This window comes from Janibacter sp. A1S7, from assembly GCF_037198315.1.
In the GTDB taxonomy this organism is placed as follows: domain Bacteria; phylum Actinomycetota; class Actinomycetes; order Actinomycetales; family Dermatophilaceae; genus Janibacter; species Janibacter alittae.
In genome coordinates this window covers 3047229-3064015 of the sequence record NZ_CP144913.1, presented here as the reverse complement: position 1 = coordinate 3064015, position 16787 = coordinate 3047229, and the positions used below count along the sequence as shown (strand labels likewise).

The following is a 16787-nucleotide window of genomic DNA, read 5'->3' as shown; positions in this document are numbered from 1 at the left end:
AACTCGTGGGGAGCGGGTGAATACCGGGTGACCCGATAATCGAGGGGCGGGTGAGGCGGCGGCCCTACTTGGTCCCCACCTCGTCGGTGAAGACGACCGCCCGGCCGGCCTCGAGGCGCGCGACGGGCACGCGGAAGGGCGAGCAGCTGACGTAGTCCAGTCCGGCGTTGTGGAAGAAGTGGATCGACTCGGGGTCGCCGCCGTGCTCGCCGCAGACTCCCGACTTGAGGTCGGGGTTGGTCTCGCGCCCCTTCTCCACGCCGATGCGCACGAGCTCGCCGACACCGAGGGCGTCCAGGGTCTCGAAGGGGGAGATCGTCAGCACGCCGTTCTCCAGGTACTTCGGGAAGAACGCCGTCTCGACGTCATCGCGGGAGAAGCCCCACGTCGTCTGCGTCAGGTCGTTGGTGCCGAAGGAGATGAACTCCGCCGTCTGCGCGATGCGGTTGGCCGTCAGGGCCGCGCGCGGCAGCTCGATCATGCAGCCGATCGGCAGGTCCAGCGACTGGTTGTGGGCCTCGGCGACCTCGGCGATGATCTTCTCCGCCTGGGCACGGACGATGACCAGCTCACGGTTGGACCCGATGAGCGGCACCATGATCTCCGGCTGGGGATCCTTGCCCTCCTCGCGCAGCCGCACGACCGCCTCGGCGATCGCCCGGATCTGCAGCGCGAAGAGGCCCGGGATCTTCAGCCCGAGACGCACGCCGCGCAGGCCGAGCATCGGGTTGGCCTCGTGCATCGAGCGCACGGCGTCGCGCAGCTTGCGGGCCCGGTCGATCTCCTCGCCGGTCTCGCCGCGCTCCTCGGCCAGGGCGACCTTGACCGTCAGGTCGGTCAGGTCGGGGAGGAACTCGTGCAGCGGCGGGTCGATGAGCCGGATCGTCGTCGGCAGCCCGTCCATCGCGGTGAGCAGGTCGACGAAGTCCTCGACCTGGGGCTGGAGCAGCTCCGCCAGCGCGGCATCGCGCTCCTCGTCGGTCTCGGCGAGCACGACCCGTTCGATCTGCAGCCGTCGCTCCCCGAGGAACTGGTGCTCGGTGCGGCACAGGCCGATGCCCTCGGCGCCCCGGTCGCGCGCACGCTGCGCGTCCTCGCCGGTGTCGGCGTTGGCGCGCACCCGCAGCCGACGGCGCGCGTCCGCGTGGGTGAGCAGGCGGTGCACCGCGTCGATGAGCTCCTTGGTCTCGTCGTCGTCGGCGATCGCCAATGCGGCATCGACGCCTTCGGAGATGTAGGTCATGACGGGGGAGTCGATGACGTGGACGTCACCGAGGAAGACCTCACCCGTCTTGCCGTCGATGGCCAGGGTGTCGCCCACGTTGATGACGTGCTCGCCGACGCGGATCTGCTGCTTCGCGACGTCGACGACCAGGTCCTCGGCGCCGACGACGGCACACTTGCCCATGCCGCGGGCCACGACGGCCGCGTGCGAGGTCTTGCCGCCGCGCGCGGTGAGCACGCCGGCCGCGGCGATCATGCCGGGCAGGTCCTCGGGCGAGGTCTCCCGACGCACGAGGATCACGGAGTCACCGGCGGCCTGGGCTGCCTCCGCACTCGCGTTGTCGAAGGCCACCCGTCCGACGGCGGCACCGGGCGAGGCGCCCATGCCCACGGCGATGAGGCTGCGGTCGGCGTCGCGGTCGAACTGCGGGAAGAGCAGCTGGTTTAGCTGCTCACCGGTGACCCGCTCGAGGGCCTCGTCCATCGTGATGAGGTCCTCGTCGACCAGCTGGGTCGCGACGCGGAAGGCGGCACCGGCGGTGCGCTTGCCCACGCGGGTCTGCAGCATCCACAGCTTGCCGCGCTCGACGGTGAACTCGATGTCGCACAGGTCCCGGTAGTGCGTCTCGAGTCGGCGCATGGCGGTGCGCAGCTCGCGGGAGACGGCAGGGTCGCGGTCCTCGAGGTCGGTCAGGGCGAGGGTGTTGCGGATGCCGGCGACGACGTCCTCGCCCTGCGCGTTGGGCAGGTAGTCGCCGTAGATGCCGGAGTGGCCGGAGGAGGGGTCGCGGGTGAAGCAGACGCCGGTGCCCGAGGTCTCGCCGAGGTTGCCGAAGACCATGGCCTGGACGTTGACGGCGGTGCCGAGGTCGTCCGGGATGCGCTCGCGGCGGCGGTAGAGGCTGGCCCGCTCGGTGTTCCAGCTGCGGAAGACCGCCTCGATGGCCAGGTCGACCTGACGGCGCGGCGTCTGCGGGAAGGGGGAGCCGGTCTCGTCGAGGACGATCTGCTTGTACTCGGCGACGATCTGCTTGAGGTGCTCGGCGGTGAGGTCGACGTCGGCGGTGACCCCGGCCTCCTCCTTGTGCCGGTCGAGGACGTCGGAGAACTTCTCGGAGTCGACGTCCAGGACGGTCTTGCCGAACATCTGGATCAGGCGCCGGTAGGAGTCCCACGCGAAGCGCGCGTCACCGGAGAAGGAGGACAGCGAGTGGACGGTGTCGTCGTTGAGGCCGACGTTGAGGACGGTGTCCATCATGCCCGGCATGGAGTACTTCGCGCCGGAGCGCACGGAGAGCAGGAGCGGCTCCTCGGAGTCGCCGAGGGTGCGGCCGATGAGGTCCTCGACGTCGCGCAGGCGCTGGGTGACCTCGACGCGGACCTCCGGCGGGACCCGCCCCTCGGACAGGTAGGCACGGCAGGCCTCGGTGGTGATGGTGAACCCGGGCGGTACGGGCAGGCCCAGCTTCACCATCTCGGCGAGGTTGGCTCCCTTGCCGCCGAGCAGGTCCTTCTGGTCCCTGTCTCCGTCGCTGAACATGTGGACGTACTGAATCACCGTCTGGCCTCCTGTGCGCGGTCTGCAACCCGCCCACTATGGCACCGACGTCGCGCGGCGCGCCCGCCGGTTCCGTCTGCGGGGGCGCGGGGGCGGTGAACGGTCGGGCGCGAAGGGGTCAGCCCCGGCTGTCGTCCGTGCGGCGCCCGTCCTCCAGCTCGCTCCTGAGGCGATCGAGAGTGCGTCGGATGTTCCCCTTCTGGAACTGCGCGAAGGTGCGTCCACCGGTGGCGACCGTGTCGAAGACCGTGGCCACGACGTCCGGCCAGGGGCGGTCGTCGGTCCACGTCTCGGTGACGCGCGTTCCACCGTCCACGGCCTCGAACCGGTAGTCCCAGGTGGCGATCTTCCCCGTGATCCTCGGGGCGCCGATCCCGATGCGGTGCACGCGGAAGGCGAAGCGCTCGCCCGGGTCGGCGGCCGTGACGGTGCACCCGGTGACCCACTGCGCCCGGCCGCGCCGGTTGCGCCCGATGAAGGAGGTGCCGACGGTGACCGATCCGGTGGCCGGGCCCTCGGCCCCACCGTCGAGCGTGCCCCCGAGGTTCTCCGGGCTCCACCGACCCATCTGGGTGATGTCGCTGACGGCTGCGTAGGCGGTCTGCGGGTCGACGTCGATGACGACGCTGTCGGAGACGCTCTTCTGGCGGGTCATCACGCCACGGTAGGCGTCGGCGCGCCCACCCGGGTCAGCGCGTCCCCGTCGAGGCGGTAGGTCTCCCACTCGACCTGCGGCATCGCCGCGAGCGACTCGTAGAACGCGATGGCCGGCTCGTTCCAGCGCAGCACCGTCCACTCCAGCCGTCGGTACCCGCGTTCGGTGGCGACCTGCGCGAGGTGCACCAGCAGTGCCTTGCCCAGACCCGACCCCCGGTGCTCGGGCTCGACGTAGAGGTCCTCGAGGTGGATGCCCTGCTGCCCGGTCCAGGTGGAGAAGGTGAGGAACCACAGGGCCATGCCGACGACGCGACGGGTCCCCCCTTCGTCGGCCTCGACCACGTGGCAGAAGGCCGTCGGCCCACCCTCGGTGGGGAAGAGGACGGCCGCGAAGTCCGCCTCGGTCGCCTCGACGGCGTCCGGCTCCCGCTCGTAGACCGCGAGCTCGTGGACGAGCCGGAGGATGTCGGGGAGGTCGCCGGGCGTGGCCGGCCGGATGTCGGGATGAGTCATGCGCACATTCTGCGCCACCCCCTTCGCACGGCCCCGGGCAGTTGCGCGGCGAGGAGCTCAGTCGAGCGTGGTGCGGCCCCGGTGGATCCGCAGCGAGAGGAGGAGGATGAGAAGGCCTGCGGCGGAGAGGCCGGCGCCGACGAGCGAGGGGGCGCGCCAGCCCCACCCGGCGGCGAGGACGACGCCGCCGAGCCAGGCGCCCAGGGCGTTGGCGATGTTCAGGGCGGCGTGGTTGCCGGCGGCGCCGAGGGTGCGGGCCCTGCCGGCGACCTCCATCAGTCGCAGCTGGAGGGCCAGGACGAAGGCCGAGACGGAGATGCACACCAGGAGCAGCACGATCCCCGCGGGGACGGCCCAGTCGGCGGCCCAGGCGAAGAGGGCCAGGCTCGCGCCGGTGGCGACCGTCGACCACACGAGCGTGTGCAGCACCGAGCGGTCGACCAGCCGGCCGGCGACGATCGTGCCGAGCAGCCCGCCGATGCCGTAGATGAAGAGGTAGATCGGGACGGCGTCGGCCGGCAGGCCGGTCTGGTTGCGCAGGATCGGCGAGATGTAGGAGTACATCGCGAACACCCCCCCGAAGCCGACCGCGCCGACGAGCAGGGTCAACCACACCTGCGAGTCGAGGAAGGCGGCCAGCTCGCTGCGTACCCTGGCCTCGCGGTCGCCGGGCTGGTGGGGGACGAGCGTGCTGACGAGCAGCGCGGTGAGCAGGCCGATGGCCGCGACGAGCCAGTACGCCGAGCGCCAGCCGGTCTGCTGACCCAGCCAGGTCGCGAGCGGTACGCCCGCGACGTTGGCGATCGGGATGCCGAGCATGATCCGGCTGACCGCCCACCCCCCGCGGCCGGGGGCGACGATGTCGAAGGCGACGATCGAGGCGATCCCGAAGAAGGCGCCGTGCGGGATGCCGGCGACGAAGCGGGAGAGCAGGAGCGTGCCGTAGCCGGGCGCGAGCGCGCTGGCGGAATTGCCCAGCGCGAAGAGGAGCATCAGCGCGACGAGCAGCTCCCGTCGGGGGAGTCGGTTGCCCAGGACGGCGATCGTGGGGGCGCCGACCACGACGCCGAGGGCGTACGCGGAGATCGTGTGCCCGGCCCGGGGGATCGAGGTGTCGATGCCCGCGGCGATCTCCGGGAGGAGTCCCATGGTGACGAATTCCGTGGTCCCGATGCCGATCCCGCCCAGGACGAGGGCAACCAGCGCCAGCGTCGTCGAGTGGCCCCGGCCACCGGTGGCGGGGGAGGGCGAAGGGAGGGGCACGCCGGACATCCTCCCGCACCTTTGACGTGACGCCGGAACCGCTCTACATTTGTAGTAAAGGCTTGCCCACCTCGTTCATGACCCCGGGAGTTCTTCCATGGCCCTACGCCTGCACCGCCTCGGCCGGTGGTGTGCCACGCACGCCAAGGCCGTGCTCGCCCTCTGGCTCGTCGTGCTGGTGGGCGTCGGCGCTGCGGCTCTGGCCTTCTCGCGCCCGATGACCAATGAGGTCACCGTGCCCGGCAGCGAGTTCGAGCAGGTGCTGGACGACCTGCAGACCTCGATCCCCGAGGCCGCGGGCGGATTCGGCACCGTCGTCCTGCACAGCTCGCAGGGTGAGTTCACCCCTCGGCAGCGGGCCGCGATCGACGAGGTCTTCGCCGAGTGGGAGGACACCCCGCACGTCAAGGACGTCCTCAGTCCCTTCGACAACCAGCAGCAGCTGGACGAGTCGGCCACCACCCTGGAGGAGGGCGAGGAGGAGATCACCTCCGGTCAGGAGCAGCTCGACGACGCCTGGACCCAGATCTCCGAAGCACAGGGGCAGGTCGACTACGGCAAGGCATGGATCGAGTTCTTCGAGGAGAACGACCCCGACTCCGATCGCCTCCCGCAGATCCGTCAGCAGGTGGCCGACGGCCAGGAGCAGCTCGCCGAGGCCAAGGAGGAGTACGAGGCAGGTGAGGAGGAGCTGGCCGACGGGCGCGCCGCCCACCGGGCCGGGGAGTCCGTCCTCGCGGGCGCCGCGGACACCGAGTTCGTCACCGACGACGGGTATGCGCTGACCCAGATCCAGTTCGACACCAACACCCACTCGGTCGACCCCGAGGTCAAGGAGGCCATCCCCCGGATCGGCGCGCAACTGCAGGATGCCGGCGTCGAGGCCGAGTACAGCGTCGAGATCACCCAGGAGAACTCACTCGTCGGTCCGGGCGAGGCCGTCGGTCTCGTCGTCGCCGGCATCGTCCTGCTGATCGCTCTCGGGTCGATCATCGCCGCAGGCCTGCCGATCGCCGGGGCCCTGCTGGGTGTCGGCGTCGGACTGGCCGGCGCGATGGCGACGACCCACTTCTTCGACATGCACTCGATGACCCCGGCGCTGGCGCTCATGCTCGGCCTGGCCGTCGGGATCGACTACTCCCTCTTCATCGTCAACCGCCACCGCAACCAGCTGCTCGGTGGGCACGAGATGACCGACTCGATCGCGCACGCCGTCGGCACGGCCGGATCGGCGGTCGTGGTCGCGGGGACGACGGTCGCCATCGCCCTGATGGCCCTGGTCGTCGCCCCGATCCCGCTGCTGGGCCAGATGGGTCTGGTCGCGGCTGCCACGGTCGCGGTCGCGGTCGCCGTCGCCCTCACGCTGACCCCGGCGCTCCTGGGGCTGGCCGGTCGTCGGGTGATCTCCCGTCGCGGCTGGCAGAGGGCCGGAGCGGACGAGGAGCACGGTGGTGGCTACGTCCGCGGCGTGACCCGGCGTCCCGGTCTCGTCGTCGCGGCGGTCATCCTCCTCTGCGGCGTGGTGGCGGTGCCGGCGCTCTCCCTTCGACTGGCCCTGCCGGACGGGTCGAGCGAGCCGGCCGGGACGACGGCCCACAGGGCCTATGTCCAGGTCGACGAGCACTTCGGGGCCGGCGCCAACGGTCCGATCATCGCCGTGGCCGACCTGGACGAGCCGGCCGCCGACCAGGACGCCGTCCTGCTCGAGCAGGCCGATCTCGTCGACCGCCTCATGGCCGTCGACGGCGTCCACGCGGTCGTGCCCTTCGGCGTCGCCGAGGACCGGCAGACACTGGCCTTCCAGGTGGTGACCGAGTCCGGACCGGCCGACGCCGAGACCGCGCAGACGGTGCGTGAGCTCAACGCGAGCACCGCCGCGATCGGCCGGGCCACCGACTCGCAGATCGGCCTGACCGGCCAGACCGTCGCCAACGTCGAGGTCTCCCGCCAGCTCGCTGCAGCCCTGCCGACCTACCTGGCCATCGTCATCGGGCTCTCCCTGGTGCTGATGACGATCGTCTTCCGCAGCCTCCTCGTGCCGCTGGTGGCCACGGCCGGGTTCCTGCTGTCGGTCGCCGCCTCCTTCGGCGCCGCCGTGGCGGTCTACCAGTGGGGGTGGCTCGGCGCGATCTTCGCCGTCGACACCCCGGGGCCGATGCTCAGCTTCATGCCGATCATGCTCATCGGTGTGCTCTTCGGGCTGGCGATGGACTACCAGATGTTCCTCGTGTCCGGGATGCGTGAGGCCTACACCCACGGCAGCACCGCTCGCGCGGCGGTCCGTACCGGCTTCACCCACGGCGCGAAGGTCGTCCTCGCGGCGGCGCTGATCATGTCTGCGGTCTTCGCGGGCTTCATCTTCGCCCACCTGACGATGATCCGACCGATCGGCTTCGCGCTGGCCGTCGGTGTGCTCGTCGACGCCCTGCTGGTGCGCATGACGCTCACCCCCGCAGTGATGCACCTGCTGGGGGACAGTGCGTGGTGGATGCCGCGATGGCTGGATCGGATCCTGCCCAACCTCGATGTCGAGGGCGCAGCCCTCGAGGCGCAGCGCCCCGGGGCCACCGAGGGGTCGACCACCGGGGTGGAACCGGTCACGAGTGACCAGCTCGAGGCTGAGCCCGCGCATAGGGTCAATGCATGACGACCACGAACGCACCGCTGCTCGAGACCGAGACCGAGATCGCCGCCCCGCCCGAGGCCGTGTGGGCCGTGATCGCCGACCCGCGCGCCCTGGGTGGGCTGAGCGACCAGGTGCTGCGCACCCACGTCGTCGGGACCGCGCCGGTGGGGCTGGGCACGCGCACGATCAACATCAACAGGCGTGGGCCGCTGCTGTGGCCCACCCGCGCGAAGGTCGTGCGTTTCGAGCCGACACGCGACTACGCGTTCCGGATCAAGGACAACGCGAGCATCTGGTCCTTCGAGCTGACCCCCACGGCCACCGGAACCCGGGTGGTCCACCGGCGCGAGGCGCCGAACGGCACGACGAAGGTCTCCCGGATGCTGCAGGAGAAGGTCCTCGGGGGTGTCGGGGAGTTCGACCAGGAGTTGACCCTGGGCATGGCCACGACCCTCGAGCGACTCAAGGCGCTCCTCGAGCGCAGCTGACGGCGAAGGGGGGGGAGATCCCCCTTCGTCCTCTCCCGGGTGCCCCCGTAGGAGATGGGTACTTCTCCTCATCGACCCCCCGGCCAGTCCCGCCATAGGTTGTGTTGTGGCGGCAGGCGAAAGGGGAATCGCCCGCCACCACCGGACCGTGGACCGCAGGGGGGCCACGGCAGACGCAGGCGGGACTCCGCAGGGGAGAGTCCCGCCTGCGTCGTCATGTCGGCCGATCCGTCGGCGTCGGACACGCGATGCCGCCGCCGGGGAGGTTCCACGGACGCGCCGCGTCCTGTGTGACCATGCATGTCATGGCGTACCCACCCACCGGTTCACCCGCGTCCGCGTCCGCGGGTGGGTCGGGTGGTGGGCAGCCGCCGTCGGGGCCGCACGGTGGGTCGTGGGACGAGGAGCGTCCCGAACCGGGCCCACCCCCGCGCAAGCGACTGACGGGCGGTGTCCTCGCGGCGATCGCCGGCCTGGTCGTGCTCGTGGTCATCCTGTGCTGCATCGGCGGCTTCTGGGCGGTCAGGGACGATGACGCCGAGGCGCCGGAGTCGATGACGAGCCCGTCGGAGTCCGCCTCCACCCCGAGCAGCACGAGCACCACCACGAGCAGCACGTCGACCTCGACCACGACGTCGAGCACGTCCACCTCGAGCGCCACCTCCTCGACGAGCAGCACGACGAGCTCGCCCTCGGACGACACCTCCACCACGCCCACGCCGACCTCGTCGTCGCCGTCCTCAACCGGAACCGTCCCGTCCGTGGCCTTCCCGGACTCCTTCGGCGACTGGACCAAGAGCGACAGCGCGACGGACACCCTGGCGATCTACCGCAAGGGCGACGACGAGGCGCTGAGTGTCGTCGCCATTCCCCGCGACCAGGTCGAGGGGTTCTACGACCGGATCTGGGAGGACACCTCCAAGCACGGCGAGATCACCTGCGGCAAGTTGAGCACGAGCGCCAACTACCAGTGCGTGGGCGTCGTGGCCGGCCACGGCGTGCTCGTCTCCGGGTCCTCCGAGACCGCCGCCGAGACCGCCCAGATCCTGACGGACCTCCTCGCCGCGATCGCGGACGCATAGGCTGGGGCGCATGCCCCGCCACGTCACCACCACGATCGAGGACGGTGTCGCGCACCTGCGCCTGGACCGGCCCGACAAGCTCAACGCGCTCACCCTGGAGATGCTCGACGACCTCGCGGCCGCGGCCCACGGGCTGCGCAGCGACCGCCGCCTGCGCGCGGTCATCGTCTCCGGGGAGGGCGACTCCTTCTGCGCCGGACTGGACTTCGGCTCGGCGATGAAGGACCAGGCGGGGATCTTCGCCCGCTTCGTACCGCGGCCCTGGCGCGGGACCAACACCTTCCAGGAGGCGGCTTGGGCGCTGCGCCGGATCCCGGTGCCCGTCATCGCCGCCGTCGACGGCCACTGTCTCGGTGGCGGCCTGCAGATCGCGCTCGCGGCCGACTTCCGCATCTCCCACCCCGAGGCGACCTGGTCGGTCCTCGAGGGCAGGTGGGGGATCATCCCGGACATGTCGGGCGTGCACGCACTCTCCCAGCTCGTCGGCATCGACGTCGCCAAGAAGCTGACGATGACGGCGGAGAAGATCTCCGGGCAGCAGGCCAAGGAACTCGGCCTCGTCACCGAGCTGGCGCTCGACCCCGTCGCTGCGGCGACGATGCTGGCCACTCAGCTGTCCGAGCGCTCGCCGGACGCACTCGCCAGCACCAAGCGGCTCTTCGACGACACGTGGCACAAGGGCCCACGCGCCACCTTCGTCCGGGAGCGCGTCGAGCAGCTGGGGCTGCTCTTCGGCGCGAACACCCGACGTGCCCGTCAGGCCAATGTCCAGCGGCAGCCGCCCGAGTACCTGCCGCGCAGCCGGAAGCTCGTGCGATGACCGAGGGGGACCCGCAGGCCGGCTTCCTCCCGATCGTCCCCGCGGGGCTCCCCGAGGGCTGGGTGAGTCGCGCGCCGGAGGAGGCGGACGTCGAGGAGATCGTCGGGCTCGCCCTCGCGGAGAAGCTCGAGGTCGAGGGCTCCGGCACCGTCCAGGCGGACGTGATCGCCGGCGAAGCCGTCGGGCAGGGCGCCTGGACCCGTCGTCAGGTCGTCGTGCTCGACACCGAGGGGCGGATCCGGGTGTGGGCCCGCGTCCACGACCGGGCCGCCGGACGGACCAACGTCGACCTGACCGCCGACCCCGGGCTCACCCGCGAGCAGGAGCAGCACCTCGCCGGGATCCTGCTCGACTGGGCCGAGCAGGTCGCCCTGAGCATCGCCCGCGGACGCGGCCTCGGCGGCACGCGACTCGATGTCTCCGTGCACGAGGCCGACGACCGCCTGCGCTCGATGCTCGCCCCGGCCGGGTACCACCTCGCCCGGACCTGGCTGCAGATGACGCGCCCTCGCCGACCCGGTGACGAGGACCTGGCCGAGACCCACCGCCGCGAGGGGGTCGTCGCCCGGCGGATCGCCAAGCGTGAGGACGGCACTCCCGTGGCGGCCGACCTGCAGTCGGTCTACCGGATGATCGAGGAGTCCTTCGCGGACCACTTCAACTCCTACCGGGAGTCCTTCCCCGAGTTCCTCGCCCGGTTGCGGGAGTCCCCCGGCCACCGCTGGGACCACTGGTGGATCGCCGACATCGACGTCGAGGGCCAGTGGGTCCCGGGCGGTGCCGTCGCCGCGCTCGTGCTGCCGCCCGATGAGGGTGGCGTCGAGGGCACCTACATCGACTACATCGGCGTTCACCGCCTGGCGCGCGGGCGGGGTGTGGCCAAGGCGCTGCTGCACACCGTCCTCGCCGACACCGCCAGACGTGGTCGCAACCGCGTGTCCCTCGAGGTCGACGCGGACAGCCCGACGGGCGCCGACGGACTCTACGAGTCGATGGGGTGGACCACCCGCTACCGCACCGAGTCGTGGCACCGCGACGTGCGTCTCGAGGGCACGGACGACCCGGTGCCCTCGGCGCGCCTGGACGACTGACGACCCCCTGCGCGACTGCTTGGGCGCGTGCGAAGGGGGGAGTGCGGGTCAGTCCAGGCGGCGGGTCTCGATGACGAAGTCGTGCTCCCGCAGGCGCTCCACGAGCGCCGGGCCGAGCGCCACCGCGGGGGTGAGCACGCCCCCTTCGCTCGTGAGGTCGTCCTCGGCGAGGCAGAGCGCGGACTGTCCGAGCATGATCGCCGTGCCGTTGTAGCCGGGGTCGGCCTTGGCCGCGACGGTCGTGGCGTACCGCGCCCCGCTCGTCGTCGTGGCGACGACCTCCATCCGGAAGCGGCCGTTGGCGCGTGCCTCCTCGTCCGGCCCCTCTCCGGGGGCCGGCAGCACCTTGGCGAGCAGCGCCCGGGTCGGCCGGAAGGACATGCCGCCGACGAGGCCGAGCAGTCCGGCGGTCATGCCGGTGGCGGCGAAGGGGGAGGACCGGCGCGTCCCGAAGTCGCTCACCTCGTGGTAGCGGAAGGCTCGTCCGTACCGCCAGTCCAGCAGGGCGTTGCTGCGACGCACGATCCGTGTGTTGTAGGAGGCCATGATGAAGGGGCCCGTCCAGTGGCCGTCGTCCGTCCGACGTACCGGGAGGCGGGAGCCGAAGCGCTTGAGCGGGCCTGACGACTCGTCCTTCGTCCCGGCCTCGATCCGCTCGGCGCGGGTCGGCTCGGCCGCCCGGTCGGGACTGAGGCCGTAGGGGTCGGTCATGGCACGTCGGGCCTCGAGGGACTCACGTGCGGCGATGGCCTGCTGGCGCATGGAGTCGATGGTGCCGCCGGAGAGTGCACCCTTGAGGCTGCGCACGTAGAGGACCGTGTCGGTCAGCTGCCCGGCCCCCTCCTCGGCCACCACCCGCGCGGTCTCCAGGACGCCGAGGTCGGAGGGGATGGAGTCGAAGCCGCACGAGTGGACGACCCGGGCACCGCTGCGGTGGGCGACGTCGTGGAAGGCCTCGCTGGTGTCGCGGACGAAGAGGACCTCACCGGTCAGGTCCGCGTAGTGCGTGCCGGCCAACGCGCAGGCCTTGACCAGCTCGTAGCCGTAGCGGGCGTAGGGGCCGACGGTCGTGACCAGGACGCGGGTCGACGCGGCGATGTCGGCGCACGCGGCCGGGTCCGTGACGTCGATGATCAGGCGTGGCCACGAGCCGGCGGCACCACCCATCTCGGCAGCGACGGCGTCCAGCTTGGCCCGGGAGCGCCCGGCCAGGGCGATGCGCAGGCCCTCGGGTGCGTGGTCCCGCAGGTGGGCCGCCGTGAGGCGACCGACGAAACCGGTCGCGCCGACGAGGACGATGTCGTACTCGCGCCGGTCAGTGGGGGAAGTCATGACACGACAGTAACCGTTGTCCTGCAAGCCCTTTGCACACCCGAGGGCCCGGGGGCTTTTGCCGGGGCCGCCTTGTGGGTAGACATGGGGGTGACGGCGGTGCAGCACGCACCGTCCACCAAGAGCAAAGGAGAAGCACCATGACGCAGCCTCCGCAGAACACTCCGGACCTGTCCGACGAAACGATCGGTGGGATGCCGACCGACCAGCCGCTCACCGCTGGCGGTGACGGTGGCGCTGATGGTGGTGCCGGTGACGGTGGCGCTGATGGTGGTGCCGGTGACGGTGGCGCTGATGGTGGTGCCGGTGACGGTGGCGCTGATGGTGGTGCCGGTGACGGTGGCGCCGACGGTGGTGCCGGTGACGGTGGCGCCGACGGTGGTGCCGGTGACGGCGGCGCTGATGGTGGTGCCGGTGACGGCGGTGCCGACGGCAGCGCCTGAGTGAACGACACCCCCGGGGCCGGTGCATCGACGCGGTGCACCGGCCTGCGTCGCATCACCGGCCTCGACCCGGACCGGCTCGCGCAGATCTGGGGCCGGGAGCCCCGGCACGTCCCGGCGGCAGCGCTGCCGACCCCCTTCGCCGACCTGCTCGGTCCCGGTGACGTGGACGACCTGCTTTCCCGTCGGGGCCTGCGCGCGCCCTTCCTCCGGGTGGCACGCGACGGGCGCACCCTGCCCGATGCCGAGTTCACCCGAGGTGGTGGCGTCGGCGCGGCGATCACCGACCAGCTCGACGACACGGCCCTGCTGCGTCTCTTCGCCGAGGGCCACTCCCTCGTCCTGCAGGGGCTGCACCGCACCCACCCGCCGTTGCTGGACTTCTCGCAGCAGCTCGCCGCCGACCTCGGGCACCCCGTGCAGGTCAACGCCTACATCACCCCCGCGCAGAGCACCGGCTTCTCCGCGCACTACGACGTGCACGACGTCTTCGTCCTGCAGGTCGCCGGGGAGAAGCGCTGGCGCCTGTACCCGCCCGTGGTGACCCACCCCCTTCGCGACCAGCCGTGGCAGGAGCACGCCGAGGCGGTCGAGCAGGCCGCGTCGGCGCCGCCCCGCCTCGAGGTCACCCTGCGGCCCGGCGACACCCTCTACGTCCCTCGCGGGTGGTTGCACGCCGCCACCGCGCTGGGTGGGGTCAGCACGCACGTGACGGTCGGTGTGCACGTGTGGCACCGCGGGCACCTCGCCGAGACCCTCCTGGACCGGGCGCGCAGGGAGGTCCTCGGCCGCGCGGACCAGCGCACCCCCCTTCGCCCCGGGGTGGACGTCGGTGACGCGGATGCCATCGGGGACGAGGTGGAGCAGGTGCGAGCCGCTCTGCTGGATGCCCTGGCCGATGTCGACGCACAGCAGGTGGCCCACGGCCTGGCGGCCCGCCACCGGGCCGGGCAGCGACCCGCGCCGGTACCCCCGGTCGCCACCGTGGCGGCGGCAGACGGTGTGGTGGGTCCCCGGCTGCGGCCGCGTCTGCACCTCGCGGCCCGGATCGAGCGCGGCGACGACGGGTACCTGCTCGTCTCCCGGACCGGGCGACTGCCGCTGCGCGAGGGGGAGGCGGTCACGGTGGGTCGGTGGCTCGACGGTGAACCCGTCGACCTCGATGACGGTCTCGCCCGCCGCCTGCTCCTGGCCGGGGTGGGGACCCTGCCCGGGTTGCGGGAGGAGGGTTAGGGTCGATCACGTGAGCACTCCCGCAGACTCCCGCAACCGGTGCTCGCTCGCCGCCCGCGAGCGGGGGGATGTGCCTGTCGGGACGGCGGTGCCGGCCCCCTACTGGTTCCTCGTCGGGCACCCCGGGCCGTGGCCGCAGAAGGCCATCAACGCAGAACCGCTCACCGAGGTCGCTGCCGCGTTGTCCCAGCAGCTGAACCGCTTCGGAGCGCGTCTGCAACTGGTGCGCCGCCATGGTCGCCTCGAGGGCCCGCTCGTCGAGTCCGAAGGGCTGCAGCCGGTTTTCCTCGTCGACGTGCGCCGCGGACTCGTCGGACGCTCGACCTGGCGGACACCGCAGGATCTCGTCGAGCTCGCCGGACGCTTCGACGACCTGCCCGACGCGAGCCGGGAGCCCCTCGCCCTGGTGTGCACGCACGCCCGCAAGGACGTCTGCTGCGCCATCGACGGGCGGGTCGTGGCTGCGGTGCTCGACGACGTGCTGCCCGGCGCGGTGTGGGAGACCACCCACCTGGGCGGGGACCGCTTCGCGGGCAACGCGGCACTGCTGCCCGAGGGCTCGATGTACGGGAGGCTCGACGGCGACAGCGCGCCGCGGGTCGTCCTTGACCACTTCGACGGTCACGTCGACCTCGATCGCTGGCGCGGGCGCAGCTGCTGGGCACCGGTCGTCCAAGTGGCGGTGCACGACGTGCTCGGGTCGGTGCCGGACGCCCGACTCGCGGACGTCGCGGAGCCGACCTCGACCGATCTCGGCTCGGGGACCTGGCGCGTGGACATCGATCTGGCGGGTTCGGTCCACCGCCGGCTGGTGACCCGCACGATGAGTCAGGCCCACGTCCTCACCTGCAACGGGGCGCCCAAGCAGCAGGCGCTCTTCACGGTGACGACCCCCGCCTGACCCGGGCGGCCCCCTTCGCCCCCGGTGGTCCTCGCGTGGGCGGACCCGAGGCCCACGCCGGCGCCGTCCGCGACTACTGTGTGGTGCCATGACGACGACGCAGCAGACGAGCGCCGCAGCGGACGACCACCTCGCCGACTGGGCAGACCGACAGGCCAAGGCCGAGGCCATGATCCCCCTCGTGGGGCGCCTCTACCGGGAGAACGGCGTGGTCACCTCGATCCACGGCCGCACGCTGCTCGGCCAGTCGCCGACGGACATCCTCAAGGCCCACCGCTTCACCCGTCGGGTGGACGTCGAGCTGACCGTGAGCGACACCCTTCCGGTGCTGGAGGTCCTGTCGACCCTCGACCTGGGCCCCGCGTCGGTCGACATCGCCCGCCTGCACAACCGCCGCCTCGAGGCCGGCAGCGACGTCCCCCTCGAGGACTTCCTGCGCAGCGAGCTCGCGGACGTCATCAACGGGGGCGACGGGGACGGTCAGGGCACGACCGACGTCGTCCTCTACGGCTTCGGCCGGATCGGCCGGCTCCTGGCCCGCATCCTCATCGAGCACGCCGGCGCCGGGCACGGTCTGCGCCTGCGCGCGGTCGTCGTGCGCAAGGGCGCCGAGAACGACCTGGTCAAGCGCGCCAGCCTGCTGCGCCGCGACTCGGTGCACGGGTCCTTCGACGGCACGATCACCGTCGACGAGGAGAACAGCACGATCCTGGCCAACGGGACCCTGATCCAGGTGATCTACTCCAACGACCCGACCACCGTCGACTACACGCGGTACGGCATCGACGACGCGATCGTCGTCGACAACACCGGCCGGTGGCGCGACGAGGAGGGCCTGTCCCAGCACCTGCAGTGCCCCGGCGTCTCGCGCGTGCTGCTCACCGCCCCGGGCAAGGGCTCGGTGCCCAACATCGTCACCGGCATCAACGACGCGATGATCGGCGACGACGACCGCGTGGTCTCCGCCGCCTCGTGCACGACCAACGCGATCGTCCCGGCCCTGAAGGCCGTCAACGACGAGTACGGGATCGTCGGCGGGCACATCGAGACGGTGCACGCCTTCACCAACGACCAGAACCTCACCGACAACTTCCACAAGGGCGAGCGGCGCGGTCGCTCCGCCGCCCTGAACATGGTCCTCACCGAGACCGGGGCCGCCAAGGCCGTCGCCAAGGCCCTCCCGGAGCTCGAGGGTCTGCTCACCGGCAACGCGATCCGCGTGCCCACCCCCAACGTCTCGATGGCCATCCTCAACCTCACGCTGGAGACGCCGGTCGAGGCGGACGCCCTCAACGACTACCTGCGGCAGACCTCGCTCTACGGCGAGATGCACAAGCAGCTGGACTTCATCGACAGCCCCGAGGTCGTCTCCACCGACTTCGTCGGCAACCGCCACGCGGGCATCGTCGACGGCCGGGCCACGATCACCGCGGGCGATCGCTGCATCCTCTACGTCTGGTACGACAACGAGTTCGGCTACTCCTGCCAGGTCGTGCGTGTCCTCGAGCAGATGGCCAAGGTCCACCCGCCGGTCTTCCCGCGCATCTGAGTGCAGG

15 protein-coding genes are annotated in these 16787 nt (G+C 71.6%); 9 read left to right on the top strand and 6 right to left on the bottom strand.

The genetic code is table 11. From position 1 onward, the window contains the following. Positions 1-64: 64 nt before the first annotated feature. The 4 genes from ppdK to V1351_RS14760 form a co-directional block, all read right to left on the bottom strand. Positions 65-2782: a pyruvate, phosphate dikinase gene (gene ppdK / locus V1351_RS14775; RefSeq protein WP_338748954.1), complete on the bottom strand. Its 2718-nt coding sequence runs from the start codon at positions 2780-2782 to the stop codon at positions 65-67. A gap of 118 nt (positions 2783-2900) precedes the next feature. Beyond that, the gene (locus tag V1351_RS14770) at positions 2901-3437 is read right to left on the bottom strand and encodes an SRPBCC family protein (RefSeq protein WP_338748953.1); all 537 of its coding nucleotides are present in this window, start codon (positions 3435-3437) and stop codon (positions 2901-2903) included. After that, positions 3437-3952 carry a GNAT family N-acetyltransferase gene (locus V1351_RS14765; protein WP_422388984.1) on the bottom strand — a complete coding sequence of 172 codons (516 nt, stop codon included), beginning with the start codon at positions 3950-3952 and terminating at the stop codon, positions 3437-3439. The genes V1351_RS14770 and V1351_RS14765 overlap by 1 nt, the downstream gene beginning before the upstream one ends. Positions 3953-4009: 57 nt before the next feature. Continuing rightward, the gene (locus tag V1351_RS14760) at positions 4010-5224 is read right to left on the bottom strand and encodes an MFS transporter (RefSeq protein WP_338748952.1); all 1215 of its coding nucleotides are present in this window, start codon (positions 5222-5224) and stop codon (positions 4010-4012) included. 88 nt (positions 5225-5312) lie between these two features. Between V1351_RS14760 and V1351_RS14755 the strand changes: the two genes are divergently transcribed. Beyond that, positions 5313-7862 carry an MMPL family transporter gene (locus tag V1351_RS14755; RefSeq protein WP_338748951.1) on the top strand — a complete coding sequence of 850 codons (2550 nt, stop codon included), beginning with the start codon at positions 5313-5315 and terminating at the stop codon, positions 7860-7862. After that, positions 7859-8329, top strand: a complete 471-nt coding sequence (locus tag V1351_RS14750) for an SRPBCC family protein (RefSeq protein ID WP_338748950.1) — start codon at positions 7859-7861, stop codon at positions 8327-8329. The genes V1351_RS14755 and V1351_RS14750 overlap by 4 nt, the downstream gene beginning before the upstream one ends. 214 nt (positions 8330-8543) lie before the next feature. On the opposite strand, the gene V1351_RS14745 is transcribed toward V1351_RS14750, so the two are convergent. Continuing rightward, positions 8544-9047: a hypothetical protein gene (locus tag V1351_RS14745; RefSeq protein WP_338748949.1), complete on the bottom strand. Its 504-nt coding sequence runs from the start codon at positions 9045-9047 to the stop codon at positions 8544-8546. Positions 9048-9090: 43 nt separating this feature from the next. Here V1351_RS14745 and V1351_RS14740 point away from each other — a divergent pair, with 43 nt between their 5' ends. Genes V1351_RS14740 through V1351_RS14730 form a run of 3 tightly spaced genes read left to right on the top strand, consistent with a single transcriptional unit; the run spans position 9091 to position 11322 of the window. Next, the gene (locus tag V1351_RS14740; RefSeq protein WP_338748948.1) at positions 9091-9411 is read left to right on the top strand and encodes a hypothetical protein; all 321 of its coding nucleotides are present in this window, start codon (positions 9091-9093) and stop codon (positions 9409-9411) included. A 10-nt stretch (positions 9412-9421) separates the two neighbouring features. Continuing rightward, the gene (locus V1351_RS14735; protein WP_338748947.1) at positions 9422-10231 is read left to right on the top strand and encodes a crotonase/enoyl-CoA hydratase family protein; all 810 of its coding nucleotides are present in this window, start codon (positions 9422-9424) and stop codon (positions 10229-10231) included. Next, positions 10228-11322, top strand: a complete 1095-nt coding sequence (locus V1351_RS14730; protein WP_338748946.1) for a GNAT family N-acetyltransferase — start codon at positions 10228-10230, stop codon at positions 11320-11322. The genes V1351_RS14735 and V1351_RS14730 overlap by 4 nt, the downstream gene beginning before the upstream one ends. Positions 11323-11370: 48 nt before the next feature. On the opposite strand, the gene V1351_RS14725 is transcribed toward V1351_RS14730, so the two are convergent. After that, on the bottom strand, positions 11371-12654 hold the full coding sequence (locus V1351_RS14725; protein ID WP_338748945.1) for a saccharopine dehydrogenase family protein: 1284 nt from the start codon (positions 12652-12654) through the stop codon (positions 11371-11373). 240 nt (positions 12655-12894) lie between these two features. On the opposite strand from V1351_RS14725, the gene V1351_RS14720 reads away from it, so the two are divergent. From V1351_RS14720 to V1351_RS14705, 4 genes are all read left to right on the top strand, one after another. Beyond that, positions 12895-13101, top strand: a complete 207-nt coding sequence (locus V1351_RS14720; protein ID WP_338748944.1) for a hypothetical protein — start codon at positions 12895-12897, stop codon at positions 13099-13101. Beyond that, positions 13098-14330 (top strand): cupin domain-containing protein, encoded by a 1233-nt coding sequence (locus V1351_RS14715; RefSeq protein WP_338748943.1) that lies wholly within the window; start codon positions 13098-13100, stop codon positions 14328-14330. Before V1351_RS14720 ends, V1351_RS14715 begins: the two co-directional genes overlap by 4 nt. Positions 14331-14340: 10 nt before the next feature. After that, the gene (locus V1351_RS14710) at positions 14341-15231 is read left to right on the top strand and encodes a sucrase ferredoxin (protein WP_338748942.1); all 891 of its coding nucleotides are present in this window, start codon (positions 14341-14343) and stop codon (positions 15229-15231) included. A gap of 88 nt (positions 15232-15319) precedes the next feature. Further along, positions 15320-16780 carry a glyceraldehyde-3-phosphate dehydrogenase gene (locus V1351_RS14705; RefSeq protein WP_338748941.1) on the top strand — a complete coding sequence of 487 codons (1461 nt, stop codon included), beginning with the start codon at positions 15320-15322 and terminating at the stop codon, positions 16778-16780. The last annotated feature ends 7 nt before the right edge of the window (positions 16781-16787 follow it).